General features: G+C 59.7%; 17 protein-coding genes. 8 read left to right on the top strand and 9 right to left on the bottom strand.

The features are described 5' to 3' along the window. The first annotated feature begins 5 nt into the window (after nt 1–5). Nucleotides 6–749: a crotonase/enoyl-CoA hydratase family protein gene (locus HEP89_RS02125; protein WP_168691238.1), complete on the top strand. Its 744-nt coding sequence runs from the start codon at nt 6–8 to the stop codon at nt 747–749. 73 nt (nt 750–822) lie between these two features. Continuing rightward, nucleotides 823–1,686, top strand: coding sequence for an NAD(P)-dependent oxidoreductase (locus tag HEP89_RS02120; RefSeq protein ID WP_168691237.1), 864 nt, complete (start codon nt 823–825; stop codon nt 1,684–1,686). Between the two features lie 67 nt (nt 1,687–1,753). Here HEP89_RS02120 and HEP89_RS02115 read toward each other — a convergent pair whose 3' ends face one another. Beyond that, on the bottom strand, nt 1,754–2,320 hold the full coding sequence (locus tag HEP89_RS02115) for an NADPH-dependent FMN reductase (protein ID WP_168691236.1): 567 nt from the start codon (nt 2,318–2,320) through the stop codon (nt 1,754–1,756). Between the two features lie 135 nt (nt 2,321–2,455). Between HEP89_RS02115 and HEP89_RS02110 the strand changes: the two genes are divergently transcribed. The 3 genes from HEP89_RS02110 (at nt 2,456) to HEP89_RS02100 (ending at nt 5,487) form a co-directional block, all read left to right on the top strand. Then, a complete protein-coding gene (locus tag HEP89_RS02110) occupies nt 2,456–2,866 on the top strand; it encodes a helix-turn-helix domain-containing protein (protein WP_023001852.1) in 411 nt (136 codons plus the stop codon). Nucleotides 2,867–3,036: 170 nt separating this feature from the next. After that, a complete protein-coding gene (locus HEP89_RS02105) occupies nt 3,037–4,584 on the top strand; it encodes an ankyrin repeat domain-containing protein (protein WP_168691235.1) in 1,548 nt (515 codons plus the stop codon). 96 nt (nt 4,585–4,680) lie between these two features. Next, nucleotides 4,681–5,487, top strand: coding sequence for a mechanosensitive ion channel domain-containing protein (locus tag HEP89_RS02100; protein WP_168691234.1), 807 nt, complete (start codon nt 4,681–4,683; stop codon nt 5,485–5,487). Between the two features lie 60 nt (nt 5,488–5,547). Here the strand turns inward: HEP89_RS02100 and HEP89_RS02095 are convergent, their stop codons facing one another. The 3 genes from HEP89_RS02095 to HEP89_RS02085 form a co-directional block, all read right to left on the bottom strand. After that, complete coding sequence (locus HEP89_RS02095) at nt 5,548–8,532, bottom strand: cation:proton antiporter (protein ID WP_168691232.1); 2,985 nt, start codon at nt 8,530–8,532, stop codon at nt 5,548–5,550. Nucleotides 8,533–8,628: 96 nt separating this feature from the next. Further along, entirely contained in the window at nt 8,629–10,167 is a 1,539-nt protein-coding gene (locus tag HEP89_RS02090; protein ID WP_168691231.1) for a hypothetical protein, read from the bottom strand. A 109-nt stretch (nt 10,168–10,276) separates the two neighbouring features. Continuing rightward, complete coding sequence (locus tag HEP89_RS02085; RefSeq protein ID WP_197923123.1) at nt 10,277–11,188, bottom strand: DMT family transporter; 912 nt, start codon at nt 11,186–11,188, stop codon at nt 10,277–10,279. Between the two features lie 229 nt (nt 11,189–11,417). Here HEP89_RS02085 and HEP89_RS02080 point away from each other — a divergent pair, with 229 nt between their 5' ends. Next, nucleotides 11,418–13,580 (top strand): malate synthase G, encoded by a 2,163-nt coding sequence (locus HEP89_RS02080; RefSeq protein WP_168691230.1) that lies wholly within the window; start codon nt 11,418–11,420, stop codon nt 13,578–13,580. A 299-nt stretch (nt 13,581–13,879) separates the two neighbouring features. Further along, nucleotides 13,880–15,982: an EAL domain-containing protein gene (locus HEP89_RS02075; protein ID WP_168691229.1), complete on the top strand. Its 2,103-nt coding sequence runs from the start codon at nt 13,880–13,882 to the stop codon at nt 15,980–15,982. 94 nt (nt 15,983–16,076) lie between these two features. Here the strand turns inward: HEP89_RS02075 and HEP89_RS02070 are convergent, their stop codons facing one another. From HEP89_RS02070 to HEP89_RS02060, 3 genes are read right to left on the bottom strand one after another with little or no spacing between them, the layout of a single operon-like run. Continuing rightward, entirely contained in the window at nt 16,077–17,288 is a 1,212-nt protein-coding gene (locus HEP89_RS02070) for a mandelate racemase/muconate lactonizing enzyme family protein (RefSeq protein ID WP_168691228.1), read from the bottom strand. 10 nt (nt 17,289–17,298) lie between these two features. Next, a complete protein-coding gene (locus HEP89_RS02065; RefSeq protein ID WP_168691227.1) occupies nt 17,299–18,786 on the bottom strand; it encodes an aldehyde dehydrogenase family protein in 1,488 nt (495 codons plus the stop codon). Then, nucleotides 18,783–20,399, bottom strand: a complete 1,617-nt coding sequence (locus tag HEP89_RS02060) for a GMC family oxidoreductase N-terminal domain-containing protein (RefSeq protein ID WP_168691226.1) — start codon at nt 20,397–20,399, stop codon at nt 18,783–18,785. The genes HEP89_RS02065 and HEP89_RS02060 overlap by 4 nt, the downstream gene beginning before the upstream one ends. A gap of 179 nt (nt 20,400–20,578) precedes the next feature. On the opposite strand from HEP89_RS02060, the gene HEP89_RS02055 reads away from it, so the two are divergent. Beyond that, on the top strand, nt 20,579–21,472 hold the full coding sequence (locus tag HEP89_RS02055; RefSeq protein ID WP_168691225.1) for a LysR substrate-binding domain-containing protein: 894 nt from the start codon (nt 20,579–20,581) through the stop codon (nt 21,470–21,472). 357 nt (nt 21,473–21,829) lie between these two features. Here the strand turns inward: HEP89_RS02055 and HEP89_RS02050 are convergent, their stop codons facing one another. Next, the gene (locus tag HEP89_RS02050) at nt 21,830–24,202 is read right to left on the bottom strand and encodes a fatty acid cis/trans isomerase (protein WP_168691224.1); all 2,373 of its coding nucleotides are present in this window, start codon (nt 24,200–24,202) and stop codon (nt 21,830–21,832) included. After that, a complete protein-coding gene (locus HEP89_RS02045; protein ID WP_208984440.1) occupies nt 24,192–24,422 on the bottom strand; it encodes a hypothetical protein in 231 nt (76 codons plus the stop codon). Before HEP89_RS02045 ends, HEP89_RS02050 begins: the two co-directional genes overlap by 11 nt. Nucleotides 24,423–24,443: the final 21 nt, after the last annotated feature.

Here is a 24,443-nt window from a genome sequence, read left to right as displayed (position 1 = left end):
AGATGATGATCCGCAAGTCCCTTGAAGACGGTGTCCAGACCCTGCGTCTGGACCGGCCGGAAAAGAAGAACGCCCTGACCGGGCAGATGTACAGTGATCTCGCCGAAGCTCTGGAAACAGGCAACACGGATGCGGATATTCGCTGTCATCTGATCTGCGGCCTGCCGGAAGTTTTTACCGCCGGCAACGATATTGGCGACTTCCTGCAATACGCCGGCAAGACCGGACTTGGTGAAACACCGGTCGTCCGGTTCCTGAGGGCTCTGGTTCGCAACGAAAAGCCTTTGGTTGCCTCGATAGACGGTATCGCCATCGGTGTCGGCACGACCTTGCTGATGCATTGCGACATGGTGTTTGCCAGCCCGCGCGCCCTCATCCGTTCCCCCTTCGTCGATCTTGGGCTTGTTCCGGAGGCGGGGTCCAGCCTTCTCGGACCACAGATCATGGGGCCGGCCCGGGCCTTTGAGCTGCTCTGCCTCGGCAACGCCTTTTCGGCCGAAAAGGCGGCACAGGCCGGACTGGTAAACGAGGTTGTCGAAGGTGACGTTGACGCGGCAGCACTTGTCTGTGCGAAGGAAATCGCCGCAAAGCCGCCCGAAGCAATGGCGCTTTCCAGAAAGCTTCTGCGCGGCGACACAGCTCAGCTGTCCGAGCGCGTAGAGGAAGAAATCAGGATCTTCGCCAGCCGGCTGAGTGCGCCGGAAACGATAGCTGCCTTCCAGGCTTTCATGACGAAAAAGAAGGCCTGAGCCACGTTTGCTCGGATGAGAGAATTTCAGACCGCAAGGTTGTCGCCGGAGAGCGGCATACGGAGGAACCACCATGTCCCTGAAGGGCAAGACACTTTTCATCACTGGCGCGTCGCGCGGGATCGGCAAGGCAATTGCGCTGCGGGCCGCGCGTGACGGAGCCAACGTTGCGGTTGCCGCCAAAACCGCCGAGCCACATCCCAAACTGGAAGGCACGATCTATTCCGCTGCCGAAGAGATCGAGGCGGCAGGCGGCAAGGCACTGCCGGTGCTGCTCGACGTGCGCGACGACGAAGCGATCAAGGAAGCAATGGACAAGACCGCGGCGCATTTCGGCGGGCTCGACATTCTGGTCAACAACGCCAGTGCCATTCAACTGACCCCGCTGCAGCAGACCGACATGAAGCGGTTCGATCTGATGCACCAGATCAACACCCGTGGAACGCTTGCCTGTTCCAAGCATGCCATCGAACATCTGAAACAGTCCGACAACCCGCATATCCTGATGCTGTCGCCCCCTCTGGACATGCAGGAGAAATGGTTCGCGCCCTTCACACCCTATTCGATCGCCAAATACGGAATGAGCCTGGTGGTGCTGGGGCTGGCGGGCGAGCTGCGTTCCAAGGGGATTGCGGTCAACGCGCTATGGCCACGCACGACCATTGCGACGGCGGCGATCAAGAACATCATCGGTGGTGACAAGATGATGCAGCAGAGCCGGACGCCGGACATTCTGGCCGATGCAGCCTATGAGATCTTCACCACACCGTCGAAGGAATTTACCGGACAGTTCGTCATTGACGACACGTTCCTGGCCAGTCGCGGTGTCACCGATTTCGACAAGTATCGGGTGGACCCGAGCCTGGCACTGGCACCTGATTTCTTCGTACCTGACGAGAGCAAGGCGCCGTGCGATCTGGGGCCGGTCAAGAAGTAGAACCTGGTCTTCCAGACTGTTCAGAAGATCTAGGGGCCGCCGGATGTCGATCCGGCGGCCTTGTCATTTAACCGCGCATGGTTTTCAGGGCGGTCGCCCACTTGGTCAGCTCGCCCAGAAGCTGGGTGGCGCCTTCGCTCATCTTGTCGTTCGGCGTGAAAACGCTTTCGTCGTTGATGAATTCGGGGAAGAAGGGAACCGGAACCACCTGCGGCAGAGCCATCACGTTGACGTTGCCAAGCAGCTCGCGCAGCGTCTGCGACGCGCGCAGGCCACCGGAAATGCCGCCGTAGCTGATGATGCCGGCCGGCTTGTAGTTCCATTCGCGGTAAAGCACCTGCACGGCATTCACCAACGATGCCGGCGCGAAATAGTCGTATTCCGGGGTCAGGAACAGGAACGCGTCTGCGTCGGCGACAATGCTGCTCCAGCGCTTGGTGTGGTCGTGGGTGTATTGCTGGGCGGCTGGATGCGCCGGCTCGTCCAGAAGCGGCAGGTTGATGTCGGCGAGATCGATGCTTTCCACCTCGAAGCCGCCATGCGCTTCGGCGGCACTGGCTGCCCATTTCGCGATCGTCGGCCCGACGCGGCCAGGCCGGGTCGACCCGGAGATGATCTTCAGTTTCAGCGACATGATGAATTCCTTAAGAAACAAAAGCTTGGGAGGAGTATCCAGACGATACCTCGGTATACGTTGGATACTGGTATGAAATGATGTAAGACTGAGCCGACCGCAAGACGGCACTTTTTGGAAACCGAGGTATCCTTGATGAAACCGCTGGCGAAACCCGTCGAAGAGCTGCCGCGCGAACAGCTGCCGCACCACGAGGATCCGCGCTGCGTGCCGGTACGAAGACTGCTGCAAACTGTCGGCAGCAAATGGTGCAGCCTGGTGGTTGCCCATCTTGAATATGAGCCGCGCCGGTTTTCCGATCTCAAGCGGTCGATTGGCGGCGTGACCCAGAAATCGCTGACAGCGACCTTGCGGGAACTTGAAAAGGACGGCCTGGTCAACCGCGTCGTGACCCCCAGCATTCCCCCGCGTGTCGACTATTCGCTGACGCCGCTCGGCAGGACGCTTCTGGTGCCGCTGAAAGCGCTCACCAACTGGGCGATCGAGAACGAAGCGGCTGTCTCCTCGGCTCGAGAACGGTTCGAGAGGGAGAACGGTCCGGACTGACCTCCGGGGTTGCAATCCGTTGTGTCCTCATGCAATTTGGCGTTGCCGACGAGGGCGGCTGCCGGATCCGCGGAAAGCGAAAGCACCCTGACTTCTGACGACATATGCCGGTTTTTCACCTGCGCCCGACACCAGCGGATCGCCCGGGCTTTCGACACAGGAGAAAAGCCATGTCCGCAGGACCTGCAACTTCCCTCGACGACTTCAAGAAATCCGCACGCCGTCTCAGAAAAGCCTTTCTGAAAGGCGAGGCGGGAGCCACTGACCGTGTATCCGCCCACGTAGACCCGGCAAAGCCCCTTCGCCATGCGGATTTTCTTCATGTCATTGCCCGTGAAGCCGGTCATGACAGCTGGCCGAAGCTGAAATTCACCCTCGAAGCAGCATCCCTGAGCAGGGAAGAGCGGGCAGAGCGTTTGAAACAGGCGCTCTATTTCGGCCAGCATTGGGTTACGGAAAAACTGCTTGCCGATGACCCGACGCTGAAGGACGACAATTTCGGTCTTCAGGTTGCTCTGTACGACCTCGACGCCGTTCGCGGGGTGGTGGCAGCGGACTCTGCAGCCGCCACGCGCCTGGTCGGTGTGCGCTCGCCGATCCTGCATCTGGCATTTTCGAAGGAAATACATCGGCGTCCGGAACGGGCGGCAGACATGATCGCCATTGCCGAACTGCTGGTCGCCAACGGAGCGGATGTGAATGACGGTTACCCGGAAAGGCCGGGCGACAAACACATGCTGTCCGCACTCTACGGCGCGTTGTGTCACGCGGATAATTTCGAACTTGGACGTTGGTTGCTGGACCAGGGAGCCAGTCCCAACGACAACGAAAGCCTCTACCACGCCACCGAGCTTGAGCATCCGCGTGCACTCGAACTCCTCCTGAAGCATGGCGCGCAGCCGGATGGGACCAATGCCTTGCCGCGCGCACTCGACTTTGACGATGAAATCAAGGTCCGTCTGCTTCTGGAAGCCGGAGCCGATCCGAACATCACCGTACCGGACCATCCGAGCGGCCAGCCCATGAACACGATTCCTTCCCTGCATCAGGCAGCCCGGCGCGGTTGCTCGGTGAAGATTGTCGAGCTGTTGCTTGCCCATGGCGCTGATCCGGACACGGTTTGGGACGGCCATACCGGATACGCCATGGCATTGATTTACGGCAATCTGCCGGTCGCCAAATACCTGGCGGAGAAAGGTCATGCGCACAAGCTGGACCGGAACGAACAGGTTCTGGCCTCCTGCGCCGAGGGAAAGGCAAATCCGGGTAGTCTCGATATTGCGCGTCTGAGCAAGGAAGACAAAAGCCTGCTGACGCGGCTCGCCTTCATTCCAGGCAAGCTGGAACACATGAAGGCGCTGATTGCGGCCGGGTTGGACCCGAATGAGCCCGACGACATGGGGCTGCCACCATTGCAGGTGGCAGGCTGGAACGGCCTTGCAGATGAAATGGCCTATTTCCTCTCGCTTGGACCAGATCTTACCCGCAAGAACCGCTTTGGCGGTGATGCTCTCGACACTGTCGTCCACGGTTCGGAATTTGCCCCGAAACGCCGTGAAGCCGATCACATCGCCTGTGCACGCCTGCTGCTTGAGGCCGGCAGCTTGCTTGATCCGCGCTACATCAGCGGATGCGGCAACGAGGAAATGGCACAGTTTCTCGAGGAGTGGCTTGCTGGTTCAGCCGATGAAGCCGGCTCCCCGGCAATATTCCGGTAAGTTACAGCAATCTCAGGGTGCATTGCTGGTCAGTGCCCAAAACTGCTGTTAGTACTTCCACGTATTCAAGTGATTGTACGGGAACGGAGGGACTTCATGGAAAGCGCAATCGACCAGGTGAGCGTCTATACGCCACTGATCATCAACGCAGTGAAAGCCATCATCGTTCTGGTGATCGGCTGGTTTTTGGCCGGCTTCCTGTCGAGCATCGTCAAGAGCAGGATCGTGGCTCATCCGCGCATCGACGACACGATCGGCAGCTTTGCTGCATCCATCGTTCGCTGGCTGATCCTGCTCATCACGGTTATCGCGGTTCTGCAGCTCTTCGGTATTCAGGCCACCAGTCTCGTTGCCGTGCTGGGCGCCGGTACACTGGCCATCGGCCTGGCGTTGCAGGGAACATTGAGCGACATCGCCGCAGGCGTGATGCTGATCATCTTCCGGCCCTACAAGATAGGCCAATATGTTGATATCGGCGGAACGTCTGGAACGGTGAAGGATCTCAACATCTTCGTCACCGAGCTTGTGACGCCGGACAACGTTCAGATCATCATGCCGAACGGCAAGGCCTGGGGCACGGTCATCACCAATTTCTCGGCGCATTCCACCCGGCGTCTCGATCTGACCTTCGGCATCGACTATGGCGACGATATCGACAAGGCGGTGCAGATCATTCTCGATGTCGCCAACGCAGACGAGCGCGTTCACAATGATCCGGAGCCCTGGGTCCGGTTGACCAATCTGGGAGACAGTTCGGTCGATCTTGGCGTCAGGCTGTGGTGTGATGCCGGAAACTACTGGGAACTGAAGTTCCACATGCTGAAGTCGGTCAAGGAAGCGTTTGATGCCGGTGGCATCTCCATTCCCTATCCGCATTCTGTCGAAATTCAGAAAGCTGGATAATACGGCGTACCATCGCCGCAGGGGAACGTCCGCTGCGGCGATTGTGTTCCGATCAGAGGCCTATGCCGTCTCGCGGGTCTTGGTCTTAGGCTTTCGAGTTTCCTCAGGCTCGCTCGTGGCGGCGGCCTCTTCAGTTGCTTCCGACTTGCCCTGGTTCGGCGTTGATGCGTCCGCTGCAGAAGCTTCGAAGCCTTTCGAGTGTGGCTGCGTGCCTTCAGCGCCACCCTTTTCCGGTTCCGCATCGGCAGAGCCGGCGTCGCTCTTGGCGACTTCCTGTACTTCTTCGTCGTGGCTGTCTTTGTCCGTCTCCAACTGAGACGGCTCTTCGGGCGTCGCAGTGACGGTATCCGCCGCGCTCAACTTCTCCATGAGCGACGGGTCATTCTGCGCGTCCGCCTCATCGAAGGTGAGAATTTCGGTTTCTGTTTCTCCTGCATCAGGCTCCGCAAGAACGGTCTCCGGGGACAGCTCCTCACCGGTCTGGTTACTGGTTCTGATCTCGGTGAAAATGGGAAAGACAGGGTCTTCCATTTCCGTTTCACCGTCGTCCAGGTTCATCAGCTGACGCCGTTTGGTCAGCATGGCAACGTGGTTGCGCAAGTCCTCGTTTTCGGCCAGCAGCGCCTTGAAGTCCTGCGCCCTGAGGCTGAGCAACTGGCAATACCCGAGTGCGACGACATCCGCGCTGCGGCGGCCGCCGGTCATCAGCGCGATTTCACCAAACACGTCACCGCGGCCAAGACGGATGTTGTGGCTGGGTGCACGCACTTCCACAGCGCCGGACGCAATGAAATAGGCAGCATCACCGCGGTCGCCCTTGCGGATCAGTTTCTCGCCCGGTGTGGCGAACTGCGGCCGCATCATCCGGCGAATGGCCTTTTGCTGCTTGCGGGTGAGGTCCGCAAACAGCGGATGCGCGCTGACGAGTTCGCGGGTCTTCAGGCCAAGATCGAGTTTAGGCCGCGTGTGACAGGCTTTTCGGGTCCGCTCGACATCCCGCAGAAGGTCGCGATGCAGTTCGGTGCCGATCAGCATCTGCTCCTTGGCTTCGTCATAGGCGGTTTCTTCCAGCCGGACGCCGGCCTTGCGCAGGAACTGTCCTTCCAGGGCGTCGGCGTAGTCCGGATACTGCAGGCGCAGGGCATCGATGGCTGCAAGGGTCTCGTCCTGCCGGATCGCCAGAGTGTCCTGCAGAATGTCGGCAACACGGTCACCGAGCAGGGGGCGTATCCGCTTGTTGTTGAAGTCGACAAGCTCGTCGGCAAGGATCCGGTAGACCAGCAGGAATTCGAACCGGTCGGCAAGACGGATGGCCAGTGGCCGGGCAATCCTGAGCCGCCGCTGCAGTGTCTGGGCGAGGCGGAAGCCGAGGCCGAATTTCAACGGCTGACGCGCAGCCTGATTATAGCCGGACCGGCCGTCGCTTCGTGTCAGGTCGCCGGTACGTCCGGTCAGGGCCAGGAACCGCGAAACAGACCGTCCGGAGATGGTCTTTTCGTGGAAGTGCTCCAGCACGAGCTGCTGTTCCCGGTCGGCCAGGGCGATCAGGCCAATGCGGACGCGGTCCCAGTCCTTCAGTTCTTCCAGCTTGTTGGTTTCCGCAGCTGCGGCTTCCGCACGGCTCTCGTAGTCTTTCAGCACATCGTCCGTGACGCGCGGTGCAATGTGATAGTTGCGGGCGGCGGTTTCCAGCTCGTGCCGGACGTCTGACAAAGCCAGGGCCAGGAACTGTGTTCGCAAGGCCTCGTCGCGGGCATTCAGCTTGTCGAGACCGAGCAGCCGGATCAGCGGCTTCAGACTGGTGCCGTAAACCAGCAGCGTGAACAGGACGAAGCCCGTCGCCAGTTTGGTGACGAAGACCGACACTTCGTCCGAGAGCATCGCATGCTCGGACACGCTGAGCGCCAGCGTCAGCGTGACCGCTCCGCGCATGCCGCCCCACAGGATCACTGTCTTGTAGCGGTCGTTGACCGCCTGTCCCATCCGGAAAACGCTGAGCACTGGCAGCAGTCCGAAGATGACGACCGCACGGGCGGCCAATGCGGCGACGATGACGACGAACAGCAACAGGATGTCGACAGGCGTGAAGCCTTCCACGAAACGCGGGATCAGGATGGCGGACAGGAGGAAGATGAGCGAAGCAGCCCAGAAGGAGATCTGCTCCCAGACCGCATGGAGAAATTGCCAGCTGGCCGGCTGAATGCGGGCCGGGCCGTAAAGGTTGAACACAGTGCCCGCACAGACGACGGCAACAACGGCGGAAACATCAACGAACTGGTCGCTGAGCACATAGGTGCCATAGGGCAGTGCCAGGCTCAGGGTCACCTGTGCCAGCGGAATGTCGCGCATGATCGGCAGAAGGGAAACCGCGATCCGGCCGAGCAGCGCACCTACGATGATGCCACCGGCGAAAGAGCGGCAGAAGGCAATGGCGGCTTCGCCGACGGTCATGGTCTCGTGACCGGCCAGCATGTGCAGCAGGATGACGAAGATCACGATGGCGGCAGCATCGTTCAGCAGGCTCTCGCCTTCCACGATGCGGCCGAGCCGCGCGGGCGCGCCAATGTCCCGGAAGATGGCGACAACGGCAACCGGGTCCGTCGTGGCGACAATCGAGCCCAGCAGCAGGCAGGCGATCAGCGTGATGTCGGTGAGCGAAAACAGCGTTGCCAGCGGATAAAGGGCAAAGCCGATGAAGGCTGTTGCGACGAAGACGGCGACAACCGCCATCAGCAGGATCGGGGCAATGTCCTCGACGATCCGTCGAACTTCCAGGGTGAGGGCGGTTTGAAACAGAAGGATGGGCAGAAAAATGTAGAGGATCATCTCCGAATCCAGCGGGGGATTGATGAAGACGTCCGCAATAGCGTTGAAGGCATTCGTTTCGGCAGTGTAGCGCAGATAGATCGCCAGAATGCCGATCATGGTGCCGACCGTGGCCAGCAAAACGCTGGGCGCCAGCCCAAGCCGTCTGGCAAGGGGCTGCAGCAGGGAAATCGTAATCAGGAGCAGCGCGAAAGCGCCTGTAATTAATGGAGTTTCCATGTCGTTATGGTGCACCGCGATTGCGGCAATTTCAAATTGGCCATCCAAAATTATTGCCGCCACGGGCAATAGGGCACAGGATTACGCGCAAATGCGTTAACGTCCGAATGCTTTTCGGAACGGCCATGTAAGAAATCTCACCCAGTCGCCGATAAAGAGCCAGATCATCGCCGGAACCAGCATGATCAGTGCAAACGGCAGGAAGAAGACGATCTTCACGAGCTTGAGCGGCAAAGAGGGAGCATCGGCGGCAGCCCGGTTCCCCAGCACGAAACGCCAGAAGCGGTTCCACCAGCGCCAGAGATACCAGCTCATGAACAGCGTTACGACGGAAAGGACCGAGAGCAGGATCAGATCGAAATTTGATATCCAGGGTATCCAGCGACTTTCGACTTCTTCCGTGTGCTCGGGGTCCTCGCCATTGCGGTGAATGGTCCTGACACTTGTGCGCAAGCTTGCGTCCAGCAACCAGCCTGCGAGCGAATAGTCGTCTCCGGCAGTGGCAGACACCTGAGGCGAGGTCGTTACGGGGGTCGCCTCCGGGCTGAAACGGCTTGCGGTAACAAGGCGGAAGTTTCGTTCATCGGCAGCGTGGATCAGCGTCGTGCTGTTCGGAGGCGAAAGTGCCTTGAGGAGCTCCGCCTGTGTCATTGCCGACTGCGCGACCTCGAAGCGTTTTTCGAGCGCTGTTCTTGAAAACCAGCTTTTGCCGGGCTGCACCAGTGACTTGCTTTCCACAAGCATCAGGTTGACCCGCTGGCTTTCAGCCGCCTTCTGAAATGCGTCGAGGTCGATTTCCCGCACGGACTTGCCGTCACGCACGCTGAGCTGAGGCCGACCGGTTTGCGGGTGCGGTGTGATGCGGCCGGTGACAACCAGCGTCCTGTTTTTGTACTTCGCCAGGCTGGAGGCCAGAATGTCGGCATTCAGATCGGCAATCATGTCTCCAAGACCTGAAGCATTGACTGCTTCGGAACTGTTGAACCGCGCCATCTTGAGATCCGCGCGTTTAACCGGCCGGGACAGGAACCTGATGTTTCCGTCGAGCGCCCTTGCAGTTGCCGGGTTGATCAGGACGTCTGGAGAAAGCGCAACCGCAAGCCGTGTGCCATTTGAAGTGCTGATCGGTTTCAGGTGGTAGGTCTTGCCATTTGGCCTCACCATCACCGCCCGGGCTTTGGGGGGGAGGCTATCCAGTTGGTCCCGAAGTTTGAAAAAATCGGTTTCCCGAATCGCAAGTTGCAGGGCGTCGGGCACAGGAGCCTTGCCCGGGAGATCACCCGCCAGTGGCCGGTGGGTCTGTCTGGCGGCATCATCCAGGGCATTCGGCAAGTCGTGCAGGGAGGCGAGCTGAAGGCTTTTCCCGTCAGGCGTGACAAGCTGCCAGGCGTTGCCTGGTGCCGGCATCAGGGCAAGGGATGCAGCACCAGTGACCTTGGGCAACCGCTTTGCAAGGGAAGCGCCTTCATCGAGAAGATGCTTGGGCGTGTCGATATGCTTGCCTGCGGACCCGGCCGCATCGCCTGCTTCCCGCGCAAGCCGCGACAACAGCCCGGCGTCGGCGGTCGAGACAACACACAAGGTGGCTGCCACGAGGGCAAGCACGCGGAGAGAACCTTTGAAACTGCGCAACACGCCTGAAATCCCGGTCAGATAGAAAAGGTGTTTCCAAAAAACTCAAAACGGCAGCAAGGATAATGGGCCTTGACCCGGTTGCAACTGGGTCGGCACTGTGCCGATCCGCTTAACCTGCCTTGCGCTCCGACAGCCAGATGCCGCCGATCACCAGCGTCAGAGCGGTGCCGTGGTACCATTTGAACGGTTCTCCGAGGATGGAGACCGCCAGTATGGCGGCGAAGATCGGCACGAGGTTGATAAAGACCCCCGCGCGCGCCGGTCCGATCAGTTCAACACCTCGCATGAAGAAGATCTGCGCGAGGCAGGAGGGAAACAGCGCGATATAAAGGACCACGAGCCAGCCCTGGAGTGACGGCCACTGAACGGTGCCGGCAGCGATGTCGTATGCAAGTCCGGGCAGAGATGTGATGGCCGCAATGCCGGACAGAACCGCAAAGAAGGCCAGTGGTGAGACCTGGGGCCGGTCACGCAGGGCAAGCGTATAGCCGGAATAGAGCACACAGGCGATCAGCATGACGCCATCGCCCGGATTGACGGCAAGCGCCAGCAGTACGTCCAGGCTGCCCTGGGCGGCAATCAGCGTCACCCCGGCAAGTGTCAGCAGAATGCCGATCACCTGCAGGGCTCGGATCCTGCTGCCGAAGGCAATCATGGAACCGATCAGAACAAGAATCGGGACGGATCCCTGGATAATGCCAAGGTTGACGGCCGTGGTTTCCGTCGCGGCGATGTAGAACAGGGTGTTGAACCCGATGAACCCGAAGACCGCCATCAGCACCATGCGGAAGGAATAGGGCCGCATCAGGGGCCACTCCGCACGTATGTGCCGCCATTGCAGCGGGACCAGGATGCCGGCAACGATCACCCAACGCAGGAACACCACCACCATCGGAGACACTTCCCCCACCGCAAGGCGACCGGCGACGGTATTGCCGCCCCAGAACAGCGTGGTCAGGGCCAGCATCAACAGGGCGTTGCCGTAGGTCAGGTCGCCTACACGTTTAACCAGCGAAAACATGAAAACCATTGCGTGGAAGATGGATTGGAAACCCATCGGTAACGGATTGGCGGGCGCAGGCAAAGGGCTATCTTTTTGTATACCGACTTATACTGTTGGAGATAATGATCTGGATCTTTTCCAAAATGGAAAAAGTCATCCAATCGACCCGGCAATTGACGATTGCGTGTTAAGACCCCAAAACACGGGCTAATATCAGACATTCAAGTTCGTTTAGGGGAGCTGACAGATGACAGGCCGCGTCGATGCCCATGGATTGCAAGTTGCCAGGGTTCTTTATGACTTCGTCAATGAAAAGGCCCTTCCGGATACCGGCGTCGATCAGGACCATTTCTGGAAAAGCCTGTCCAGCCTGATCCACGATCTGGCACCGAAGAACCGGGCACTGCTGGCAAAGCGCGACAGCCTGCAGGAAAAGATCGATATCTGGCACAAGGCCAACCCCGGTACTCCAGACATGGACGGCTACAAGACCTTCCTGACGGAAATTGGTTACCTGGTGCCGGAAGGTGCGGACTTTGCCGTTGGTACCGCCAACATCGATCCGGAAATCGGCTCTGTCGCGGGCCCGCAGCTTGTCGTTCCGGTGATGAACGCGCGCTATGCGCTGAATGCCGCCAACGCCCGCTGGGGCTCTCTTTACGATGCACTTTACGGCACCGATGCGATGGGCTCTTTGCCGGCAGGCAAGGGATTTGATCCGGCACGCGGTGCCGAGGTGATCGCCTATGCACGTAAGGTCCTGGATGAGGCTGCACCGCTGGCTGATGGAAGCTGGTCCGACGTGACCGGATTTGCCGTTGAAGGCGAAGCTCTGGTTCTTTCCACCAACACAGGCTCAACGAGCCTTGCCGACGGTTCGCAGTTTGCCGGCTATTCCGGGGACAACGCGGCTCCCTACAAGGTCCTGCTGGTCAGAAACGGTCTGCACCTTGAAATCGACATTGATGCGCAGCATCCGATCGGCAAGACCGATGCCGCCCACATCGCCGACGTGATCCTGGAATCGGCCATGTCGACGATCATGGACTGCGAGGATTCCGTTGCCGCTGTCGACGCGGAAGACAAGGTCGTCGTCTACACCAACTGGCTTGGCCTGATGAAGGGCGACCTGGAAGAAACCTTCGTGAAAGGCGGCGAAACCGTTACCCGCCGCATGAATGGCGATCGCAATTACACCGCTCCCGACGGCTCCGCGCTGTCGCTGCACGGTCGCTCGCTGCTGCTGATCCGCAACGTCGGCCACCTGATGACCAACGATGCCGTGCTCGACAAGGACGGCAACGAGGTGCCGGAAGGCCTCCTCGACGGCATGATCACTTCCCTGATTGCGCTGCACGACATTGGCCCGAATGGCCGGGAGCTCAACAGCCGTGCGGGTTCGGTCTATATCGTCAAGCCGAAGATGCACGGACCGGAAGAAGTGGCATTCGCCTGCGAGATCTTCAACCGCGTTGAAGATGCGCTGGGCCTCGAGCGCAACACGCTCAAGATGGGCATCATGGACGAGGAACGCCGCACCACGGTGAACCTGAAGGAGTGTATCCGCCAGGCCAAGGACAGGGTGTTCTTCATCAACACCGGCTTCCTCGACCGGACCGGCGATGAAATGCACACGTCCATGGAAGCCGGCCCGATGATCCGCAAGGGCGACATGAAGGCCGCGACCTGGATTAGCGCCTACGAGAACAACAACGTCGATGTCGGACTTGCCTGCGGCTTGCCGGGCCACGCGCAGATCGGCAAGGGCATGTGGGCGATGCCGGACCTGATGCATGCCATGCTGGAGCAGAAGATCGGTCATCCGATGTCCGGAGCGAATACGGCCTGGGTTCCGTCACCGACCGCTGCAACGCTCCACGCGCTGCATTATCACAAGGTCGCCGTGAAGGATCGTCAGAACGAGCTGAAGAGCCGCGCTTCCGCCAAGCTGGAAGACATTCTCTCCATTCCTGTTGCCGAACGTCCCAACTGGGCTCCGGAAGACATTCAGGCAGAACTCGACAACAACGCCCAGGGCATTCTGGGCTACGTCGTCCGCTGGGTAGAACAGGGCGTTGGCTGTTCGAAGGTGCCGGACATCAACGATGTTGGCCTGATGGAAGACCGCGCAACGCTGCGCATTTCTTCGCAGCACATCGCCAACTGGTTGCACCATGGCGTTGTCGGCCGAGAGCAGGTTCTGGAGACCATGAAACGCATGGCCGCTGTCGTTGACGGCCAGAATGAAGGTGACCCGCTCTACCGGCCGATGGCGGCGGATTTCGACGGTTCGGTCGCCTTCCAGGCAGCTTGCGAACTGGTGTTCGAAGGCACCAGCCAGCCAAATGGTTACACCGAGCCGGTGCTGCATCGCCGCAGGATCGAGTTCAAGGCGAAAACCGCAGCCTGACATTTGTCACCAGGTCTTGAAGTTTCGGCCGCCGGGAACGATCCCGGCGGCCGAAATCGTTATGATCCCCTGTTCCCGCAGAGCGTGTTTCTTCGTTTTGTGCTGCGCAATACGGGAATGGTAAACGGGTAAAAATCGAAGCAAACTGTCGACGATCGAAGAGACGCAGTCATCTCAAAAAATCTCAAGCATTTACAATCGGTTAAAGCGATTTACCAACCGTTATCCATATTGCGGGGGATATAGGTGTTTTTACGACTTTAGAGCAGAAAAACGGTACCTTGCATCATCTGGAGTTGATGATGCTAACCGTCCTGTCTTGCATAGCTTTCGAGCACGACCCGTTGTTTGTTGCCCTAGCGGTAATAATCCTGACGGTCGGTGCCGTTTTGACTATGCGGCTGTTCGCGCGTGTCCGGCGGACACAGGGCGATCTCAAGTATCTCTGGCTGCTGTTGTCCGGCCTGATCGCCGGCGGTACGATCTGGAGCACGCACTTCGTTGCCATGATCGCCTATAAGAGCCCGTTCATTCTGGGTTACGATCTCAAACTGACGGCCTTCTCGCTGGTTATCGCCATTGCCGGCACGACAGCAGGACTTCTCGTCAGTAGCATCTCCCAGCGCTCGGCACTTATCGAGGTCGGGGGTGTCATCTTTGGCGCCTCTATTGCGGCGATGCATTTCATCGGAATCAAGGCGCTTCAGATATCCGGCATCATGATGTTGTCGACGCCTTTCGTGGTGGTTTCCGTCGTTTTGGCCTGCGTCTTCTGCCTCATTGCCACAAGCCGTGTCGCCCGCCCGGTGACACGCTACTGCAAATACGGGGCTGTACTCAGCCTGATCCTGGCAGTAGCCAGCCTGCACTTTGTTGCGATGGCTGGTGTCGAAATTCTGCCCCTGCGGCTGGATGGCAGCGTCAAGGACCTTGTCTCCAACCAGTTGATCGGCATCTCGGTGGCCTTCACCATGAGCGTCCTGTTGCTGTCGGCGATGATCACCTATTCGATCGACAGTGCAAACTCCCAGGTTGCCGAAAGCAGGGTCAACCACATTACCCATCACGACCCGCTGACCGGTCTGCCGAATCGCCGGGCACTCGACCGCCATCTCGATAGTTTCCTGACAAGGTATGCTGCCGACAATGCCCGGGTCGTCGTGCTCAACTGCAGTCTGAGCCGGTTCAAGGAAGTCAACGAAGTTCATGGCCATGCGTGCGGAGATGCTCTGCTGCGGCACGTTGCCAAGCATCTGTCGGAGAACCTGGAGGCCGACGAATACATCGCCAGGAACGGCGGCGTCGAATTCGTGATCGTCGGCAAGCCGGTCTATTACCGGGGCTACATCCTTGACCTTTGCAAGCGCATCCAGAAGCTGGTCGCTCAGCCACTGCTATGGCAGGGCGAAGAAATCCGCGTCAGTTGCAGTGTCGGCTACGCGAACTATCCCGATCACGCGTCGTCGGGTGCGCAGCTGATCGAAGCCGCGGAGCGGGCCATGCACCGTGCCAAGGCTGCCGGCGGCAATGCCGCGCTTTGTTATGACGTCGAGCTGGATCAACAGACCCGCGAGCGCAGCGCCCTTGCCATGGACCTGCGCAATGCCCTGAAGAACGGCGAGTTCGAGCTTTATTATCAGCTTCAGAACGATGTCATGACCCGGGAAGTCACCGGCACGGAAGTTCTGCTGCGCTGGAACCATCCGCAGCGCGGCATGATCCCGCCGTTCGAGTTCATCCCGATTGCGGAAGAGACCGGCCAGATCCGTGAAATCGGCGCCTGGATCATTCGCACCGCCTGCCGTGAGGCAGCGTCCTGGGACAACCGGGTCAAGATTGCGGTCAACGTGGCGCCAGTGCAGCTTGCCGACAGCAGCTTTCCGGATGTCGTTGCCCACGCCTTGAAGGAAAGCGGCCTGTCACCGGAGCGTCTCGAACTGGAGATCACCGAGACCGGCATCATCGCCGACACATCGCACGCGCTTCAGATCATCCACCAGCTGAAACGTCTCGGTATTCGCATCGCCATGGACGACTTCGGCACCGGCTATTCGTCGCTCGCCACACTGCAGGCCTTTCCGTTCGACAAGATCAAGATCGACCGGGAGTTCGTCAAGGATCTCGGGGGCAACAAGCAGTCAGAAGCGATCGTCAAGGCAACGATCATCCTGGGTGAAAGTCTCAATATTCCGGTGCTGGCCGAAGGTGTGGAAACGGAAGACCATCTCGGCTTTCTTGCTTCGCAAGGGTGCAACGAGGTTCAGGGCTTCCTGTTTGGCAGGCCCATGCCGGTGGCCGACGTCCGCCGTGCCTTGATGGCATCAACCGCCATCCGGGTCGAAGAACCGGTTCCGCCCGCTGAGCCCGCGCAGGACATGACCCTGATCAGCAAGGTGGCCTGAGGCAACCTTTTTTCCCGTCACCCCATGGCTTGACCATGAGATGACAAAGGCAAGGGCCGGGCAAAGGAATACCGCCTTGCCGGCCCTGATCCCATTAGAGCGGCAAAGCCGGGCTTTCCTGAAACCCGAGATGCAGTTCGTTGCCGGTATAGGGATGGGCCCGCGCGACGTCTTCGTTCAGATCATGACCGAGACCCGGTTCGCTTGACGGAATGACATAGCCGTCTTCCCATCGAATAGGCGTCTTCAAGAGGTCGGCATAGAACCCGTCGAAGGTCCGGATGGATTCCAGCAACAGGAAATTCGGGCTGCAGGTTGCCAGCTGGATGTTTGCGAGCGCCACCAGCGGTCCGCAATAAAGGTGAGGGGCGATCTGCGCTGACCGGCATTCCGCCATGGCGGCAATCTTCTTGGCTTCCAGAAGGCCGCCGACGCGGCCGAGGTTCATCTGCAGGATACTGGCCGCACCGGTTTCAAGCACGCGGGCGAATTCATACTTGGTACACAGACGCTCACCCGTCGCAATTGGCATGGATGTAAACCGCGCAACCTCGGCCATGTCTTCCGGCTTTTCGGGCGGGATCGGTTCTTCAAACCAGAGCGGATCATAGCCCTCTATCCGACGTGCAAGCCGCTTGGCTCCGGAAACGGTGAACTGTCCGTGGGTACCGAAAAGAAGGTCGGCCCTCGTGCCGACGGCATTGCGGATCTGCCGGCAGAAGGCTTCCGAGCGTTCCAGATCGTCAAGGCTCGGCTGGTGGCCATCGTAGATCGTATAGGCTCCAGCCGGATCGAACTTCACCGCCGTGAAACCCTGGCCGACGGCCTTGACCGCCGCTTCGGCCGCCATGTCCGGATCGTTGTAGACATTGGGTTTCGCGGGGTCCGGATAGACATCGCCATCGGAGGGATAAAGGTAGGTGTAGGAGCGCAGGCGCTCATGCACCCTACCGCCCAGAAGCTGATAGGCCGGCTTGCCGGCGGCTTTGCCGATGATGTCCCAGCAAGCCATTTCCAGACCTGACAAAACGCCCATCACGGTCACATCAGGTCGTTGCGTATATCCGGCACCATAGGTCTTGTGCCACAGCTTCTCGATATGATGCGGATCTTCGCCCTCGAACTGGCGCTGGAACACGTCCTTCGCCATCTCGGCCACCAGGTGCGGGCCGAAGGTGGCGTTGTAGATCTCGCCATAGCCTGTGATGCCGCAAGCGGTCACCAGCTTGACGAAGATGAAGTAGCGCCCGCCATGGCGCGGCGGGGCGTTTTCGACGACGAAGGTCTCGATTTGGTCGAGTTTCATGGTGGTCCGCTTAGCTCGCGTTGCTGATCGTGATGGACTTTACCTTGGTATAGGCGTCGAGGCCTTCCCAGCCCTTTTCGCGGCCGTAACCTGATTTCTTGTTGCCGCCGAAAGGCAGCTCAAGCCCACCGGCCCAGTAATCGTTGACCGACACCTGGCCGCAATCCATTGCGCCGGCAACCCGCATCGCCCGCCCGACATCATTGGTATAGACGCTGGCAATCAGTCCGAAGTCCGTGCCGTTGGCAAGGGCGACGGCTTCTTCCTCGCTTTCGAACAGTTGCACCGACAGGACCGGGCCGAAGATCTCTTCTTGGATTGCCGGATCGTTCGGTGCGAGGTCTGCAATTACCGTTGGCTGGAAGAACCAGCCTTTGCCCGTCTCTGCGTCGCCGGTCGAGTCGCCGCCGGTCATGATGTTGGCACCGCGCGCCTTTGCGGCATCCACATGGGCCTTGATACGGGACAGGTGCAGCTCGGAATTGATGGCGCCCATGTCCGGAGCCGTCAGTCCGTGACCGGTCCTGATCTTGGCGGCTCGTTCGGCAAGGATGGAAAGCACTTCGTCGCGGATCGACTTGTGCAGGATCAGCCGGGATCCGGCCGAACAGATCTGACCGGCGTTCGAGAAGATTGCCCAGTAGGCTCCGTCGGCGACCTTTTCCGGATCGGCGTCGGCAAAGGCGATCAGCGGTGACTTGCCGCCAAGTTCCAGCGTCAGGCGGGTCACATTCGGGGCAGCCATCTGTGCAACATTGATACCGGTGGTGACGGAGCCAGTGAAGGTCAGCTGCTTGATGCGTGGATCGCGCGCCATCTGCGCGCCGACGTCACTGCCCAGGCCGGTGACCACATTCACCAGCCCTTCCGGCACCCCGGCCTCGCAAAGCAGTTCCGCCATGACCAGCGCGGTAAAGGGCGTGGTCTCGGCCGGCTTGGCAACAACGGAACAGCCCGCGGCAAGGGCAGGGGCGACACCGCGCGCGAAGGTCGAGGTGGGATAGTTCCAGGGAATGATGTGTCCTGTAACGCCGACCGGTTCGCGCACGGTGAAGGCGGTATAGGCCGGACCAAGATTGACCGATCGGCCATCGAGCTTGTCGGCAGCGCCGGCGTAATATTCGAAAAGGCGTGCGGAGGACTGAACGTCACCTTGGGCCTCCGCCAGCGTCTTGCCGCTGTCGACCACCTCTATCACGGCCAGCCGGTCTGCGTTGTCGCGGAAGACCCGGGCAACATTGTTGAGGATACGGCAGCGCTCTGCCGGTGAGACTTGCCGCCAATGCAGGGCTGCTTTCTCGGCAGCGTCGATGGCGTTATCCATATCGGTGTCGGACCCGAGAGAAAATTCGGCAAAGGCTTCTGCCCGGCCCGGATCGAAGCTTTCCATCTTCTTGTTCGAGGCCGGAGTGCGTTTGCCGGCTATGAAATGCCCGTCGGGCAAGGCATCCAGCTTGCCGGTGGTCAGATAGTCTTGGGCGATGTCCTGAACGGTCATGAGAGGGCTCGCTTCTGGTCTTCTAGAATGAGATCGGCTCCCTTGAGAGCCAGCATCATGGTCGGGGCGTTGGTGTTGCCGGAGGTTATGTTCGGAAAGGCGGAGGCGTCGGCAACGCGAAGCCCTTCAATTCCGTGCACCTGCAGCCGGCTGTTGACGACGGTTGTCTCGCGGTTCTCGCCCATGCGGCAAGTCGATACCGGATGGAAGACGGTGCTGGCCCGGGTGCGGAAGTCCGCCAGGATGCCGTCGCCGTCGAGTTCTCCGAGGTTCGGAGCGATGGGGTGCTCGACAAGCGCGCTCAAGGCCTGGCTTGCCATCAGCTTCTGGCAGAGCTTGCCGCCGTCGATCACGGTCTGGCGGTCTTCCTCGGTCGCCAGCGAATTGGGCTGGATCGAAGGCGCCGCACTGGCATCGGCACTTTTGATGTCGATGCGGCCGCGGCTCGTCGGGCGGGCCGGCTGTGCGCAAATGATGAAGCCGTTGAACGGATCGATGCTCAGCCGTGTCTTGTCCTTGTAAGGCCTCAGGCGATAGCTGATCGGATTGAAATAGAGCTGCTGGTCCGGCCGGTTCAGCTCGGGACGCGAGCGCAGGAATCCGCCGCACTGGTTGACGGATAGAGCCAGAGGACCCTTGCGGGTTGCTGCATATTGCATGGCGGACAGGGCCTGGCCCAGCAAGGGACGCAGGATCGCATTGAGTGTCGGTTCCTTGGCCCGGAAGGTGAAGTTCGCAGCCAGATGATCCTGCAGATTGCCGCCGACATTGTCATTGGCCCGGATCACCGGAATGCCGAGCTCATTCAGCAACCTTCCCGGGCCGATGCCGGAAACCTGAAGCAGTTGCGGCGAACCGATTGCGCCCGCCGCCAGGATGACCTCTCGGCTGGCAAGCAGGGTTTCCCCGCTCAGGAGTTCGACGCCGACAGCCGTTCTTCCTTCAAACAGGATGCGGGCAACCTGGGCCTGTGTCCGGACGCTTAGGTTCTTGCGGGCAAGGGCAGGATGGAGATAGGCGCGTGCGGACGAACACCGGCGGCCATCTTGCGTGTTGATCTGGTAAATGCCGCCACCTTCGGGAGCATCACCGTTGAAGTCGTCACTCCAGGGCAGGCCCACTTCGCGGATCGCGGCAAAGAAGTGCCGGTTCACCCTGTGGATCTGGTCGGACACATTCTGGATATGGATCGGTCCCTCGCCTTGCTTCACACCCTCGCAGGTCACCCGGGTTTCAAGGCGCTCGTAAGTTGCCTTTACATTCGCCCAGCCCCAACCTGCCGCGCCGGAGGCCTCCCAGTCTTCGAAATCGCCAGGCAGACCTCGGCAATAGACCATGGCGTTGATCGAGCCGGAGCCACCCAGCAATCGACCGCGGGGCCAGTAGACACTGCGCCCGCCGAGGCCTTCGTCTGGTTCGGTCATGAAGCGCCACGTGCGTTTTGGGTCGGAATTCAGCTTGCCATAGCCGAGTGGCAGCGACACCCAGGGTGAGGCATCGGACCCACCGGCCTCCAGCAGCAGAACACGCGTCTGCGGATCTGCGCTCAGGCGTTCCGCCAGGATACATCCGGACGAGCCGGCTCCCACGATGATGTAATCGACCTTGTCCATGATGCGCTGCCGGTTGACCGCTGTTTCGGAGAAGTGTCTGCGAGGATGGAAAATTCCTGAAACGAAAAAATATTTGGTATAGCTTTGAAAAAATTTGAAGGAGACGCTTGTTGCACAGGTGCGAATTCGTTTCAGAAAATGAAAACAGTTTCCGCATCTGATGATGGAAGGAAGACGAAATGGCCTACAGCCTGCCACCACTCATATGGCTGCGCGCCTTCGAGGCGGCTGCGCGCCTGGGGAACTTCACCCGGGCGGCGGAGGAGCTGCTGATCACTCCGGCTGCTGTCAGCTACCAGGTTCGCCAGCTGGAACAGCTCCTCGGTTACCCGCTGTTCGACCGTGTTCACAGGGAACTGGCCCTGACCAGACTGGGGCAGACTTACCTGCCGACGGTCGAGAAGGCGTTTTCGGATCTTTCCATCGCCACCGTCTCGGTGTTTGGCGAGCGGGACAGGCAGCCGGTTCGTTTTCGCTGCCTCAACAGCTTCGGCCAGCTCTGGATGATCCCGCGTCTGCGCGCTTTTCAGGAGGCACACCCGGGCATCGACCTGCAGATGATCTCGGCCTCCTGGGCGGAAACTCTCAGCCCGGAACTGTTCGACATCGATATCCGCTTCGGCGACGGCAGCTGGACTGACGGAGTGGTGGCGTTTCTGTTGAACGACCCGATCATTCCGGTCTGTCATCCGGATCTGGCGCTTGACCCTGGCAAGCGTGAAATCGAGGCGCTGGCGGAAGCAACCCGGCTCGACATCATGGGCGTGATCGACACCTGGGAGAGCTTCTTCCGCAGCCACGGGCATGCGGTTCCAAAACGCAACGGCCTGCAGGTCGACCAGACCCTCTCGGCCCTGGAACTGGCTGCTCTCGGCCATGGACACGCTCTGGTTCTGGAAACGCTGGCCCAGCCGTATCTCGACAGCGGCCGGCTGATCCGTTCATCGGACAAGAAGATAAAGAGCCGGCACAGCTACTATCTCGTCACCGACGGCTCGCGTCAGGCACTCGGCCCCGACGCCCAGATCTTTTGCGACTGGATGTTCCGGGAACTTGGCGGCGAAGCGGGATGAGGAACTTGTCCAGGGACACGAACTGCTTGCCTGGTTGATCGCAACGAACTCCGGTTCATTCTTCGAGACGCCGCTCCTCAGAGTTTGGTTTGAAAGTATCAGAGGACGCAGTTGACGTGGGTCGTGCAACGATCTTGCGCCCTTCTCAGTTGTCATCCCCGCGAAAGCGGGGATCCAGTAACCTCATGAATTTGCTTTGGAAACTTAATTTTTACCTCATGGCGTGCTGGTTTCCCGATTTCGCGGGAATGACAAATGTGGTTGTGGCAGTCGCCGCGGGAACCACTTTCGGATCAGACACTCAGGATGAGGAAGAGAGTTTGGCTGAGCAAAAGCTCATCCGCTCAAGCTGCAAGATTAATCCAGCGAGAAGGTGAACTCGAACAACCGGTCAATCGGGTCGAGCGGTTTGGGGTCGCGGTATCGATTGAGGTCCAGCAGGCCCGCCTGAAGGGTGTCCTGGTCTTTCAGGGCGGTCTGGATCCGGTCGAAGTCGGTCCAGAATTCCGGGTCGGTTCTGCGGACGCCAAAACGGTCGACAAGCTTGAGGAAATCATCTTGTGACCTGATCTCCCGAACCGTCTCCACGAAGGCCGGCAGCTGATCCTGTTTCACCTTGAACATGAAATTCGGATAGCTGCTGAACTGGCCGGGCACGACCGTCACGCTGTCGTTCTGGGGTTCGCGGCGCAGATCCTCGTTGAAGATGAAGGCAACGTTGCTGTGGGCCATGTCATGCACCAGGGTAAAGACCTGCGTGTCCCGTTCCGTTTCCACGAGCAGAACAGAGATATCAGGCAGGAACTTTGCATATGGCGCAGGTTTCTGGGCAAGCGGGCGTAGTTGCCCGGCAGGCGTGTCACTGGACGCACAGGCATTGCCGGTGCAGCGGTTGATAGAGTCTTGTTCAGCCCACAGGCCAGCAGGTTCGCGCAGCAGCTCGGTGAGGAACTCCTCCTTGGGATCGCTGGTGGAAAAGTCGATACCTGTTGGAGACCTGGTGTCGAGCGCGCTTTCCTTCCAGAGATCGACCATGCTGACAAGCGGACCCTGATACCAGCTTTCGTGCAAGGGTTTGCGCACTTGTGGCGGCAGGAACGACAGGAAGGTTCGCTCTCCTTCACGGCGCAGGCTGTCCATATAAAGGCGTGTCGTGAGTTGGTGTTCCACGTTGCCGAAGACATCGAACCCGGCAACGAGATTGTAGTAGATCCGCTCGAACAGCGGGAAATCGATTACCCAGGCGGTTTCGGGCACCGCGCCGACGAAGCCTGTCACCACTGAGGCGGAAGAGAAATTACGGTAGACGGTCAGACGGGCATCGACTTCGGAACCGTCACCTTGCCAGATGTCACCGTAGTCGGGGCCGCCTTCCGCCAGGAACTTGCGTTCATACCGCCCCTTGCGAAACTCCTGATACTTGACCGGTCCGAGCGACAGGAAGCCTTCCAGACGCTTGGACAGTTTTCCCTTTGACTGGGCGACCGGCAGTTCGAGGATCGGGGTCGCGGCTTCCAAGAAGCTCGGGTCGGTGACGGAGAGATCGGCGTCGGGTGTCAGGAAGGAGACCCAGAAACGGTCCTCGATCACGTTCACCGCGACCTGGCCGTAGCAGACCGGACCACGAATGAAAGAGCGGACAAAATAAAGCGCTTCGTCCAGCAGGAACTGGTAGCGGCTGCGGGCAGGAATGGCGCGGAAGGTCGACAGCGGGTTGCCGCCTGCAGCCGTTGAATAGGGCGGCAGGCTCGCAATCTCCCAGTCGCTTTTCAGGAACAGGTCTTCATAGCGCTTCAGGCGTTTGGCGCCGATCTCATAGACCATGTGCTCCTTGTGCAGGATGGTGCCGTCAATCGGGATGAGCCTGTAATGAAAGGGGCCACCTGGATCGTCAAAGGGGCGGCGCGAGGCAATCTCATCTGGAGGCGAGCCGGTCGCGGTTCTGGAACGGATTACGCGGAAGAAACGGTTCTGGTCATCGCCTTCCAGGTGCAGATGGGCCAGGAACAGATGTTCATAGATATAGCGCGCGACAAGTTTCGACCGTTTGTCGCCGCGGTTGAAGAACGTTTCGACGGTGCGCACCGACTGTTCGACACTCTGTGGCAATCCTTTGCCGGCGTCCGGCGCAGGTGCCCCATCCCTGGCCCAGGACAGCAGGGTCTCGTAGTCACCATCTGCAAGCGGCGCCATGGCAAAGGGCATGCCGCCCTGCGGGTGTTCCTTGAGATAGTCCTTCACCTTGCCGGGTATGGCGCAGGTGTTTGCACGCAGCGTCGAAATGTCGATGTCGTCAGGAAGCGGCGCTCCGAGCTTGAACGAATTCTTGCGGCCGGCCAGCAGCAGTTGTTCCAGAACGGATGGCCCGTCCTGTGCACCGACAACGTCGAAGAAACCCTTGGCGCGCCAGCCCGGAACAGACTTTGCATCGATCCCGAGGCGTGTCATCGGAGCATCTTCCAGACGCGAGGAATCGTAGACCTTCTGCTTGCTTGCTCCGCGCATCCAGCCCGCGGCGGATGACAGCTTGAGCTGACAGGGCGCGTCATAGCAGCCGTGGCAGACGACGCAGCGCTTGTTGAGGACATCGAGAGCTGACGTATCCTCCTGCGCCGATGCAGCACCAGCACAGCAAATCAGAAGTATGGCGCGAAACGCCTGTTTCAGGATCCGAGGCCAGAGAGCCTGAAGGCGGCCGGCCGCAATCATGCCGGAGACATCAACCTTCATCGTCTTCCATCCGTGGACGGGTCACCCGGCTCGGGTCGTCAGGCCCCTTGTAGTTGAACAGGTACGCCCAGGCGGCATAGGCGGTGATTGCCGCCATGATGTAGACCCAGGTGATATTGCCGAATGCATATTCCACACCGGTCCAGCCGGCGCAAAAAGCGACCAGAACAATTCTGCGCCAAAGCGCATCAAACCAGGGATGTTCTACGGGACCAAACACAGTTTTGCCTTCCTTTTGCGT

Origin of the sequence: Labrenzia sp. 5N, from assembly GCF_012395805.1 — a bacterium.
In the GTDB taxonomy this organism is placed as follows: domain Bacteria; phylum Pseudomonadota; class Alphaproteobacteria; order Rhizobiales; family Stappiaceae; genus Roseibium; species Roseibium algicola.
This window is presented reverse-complemented; position numbering and strand designations above follow the sequence as displayed.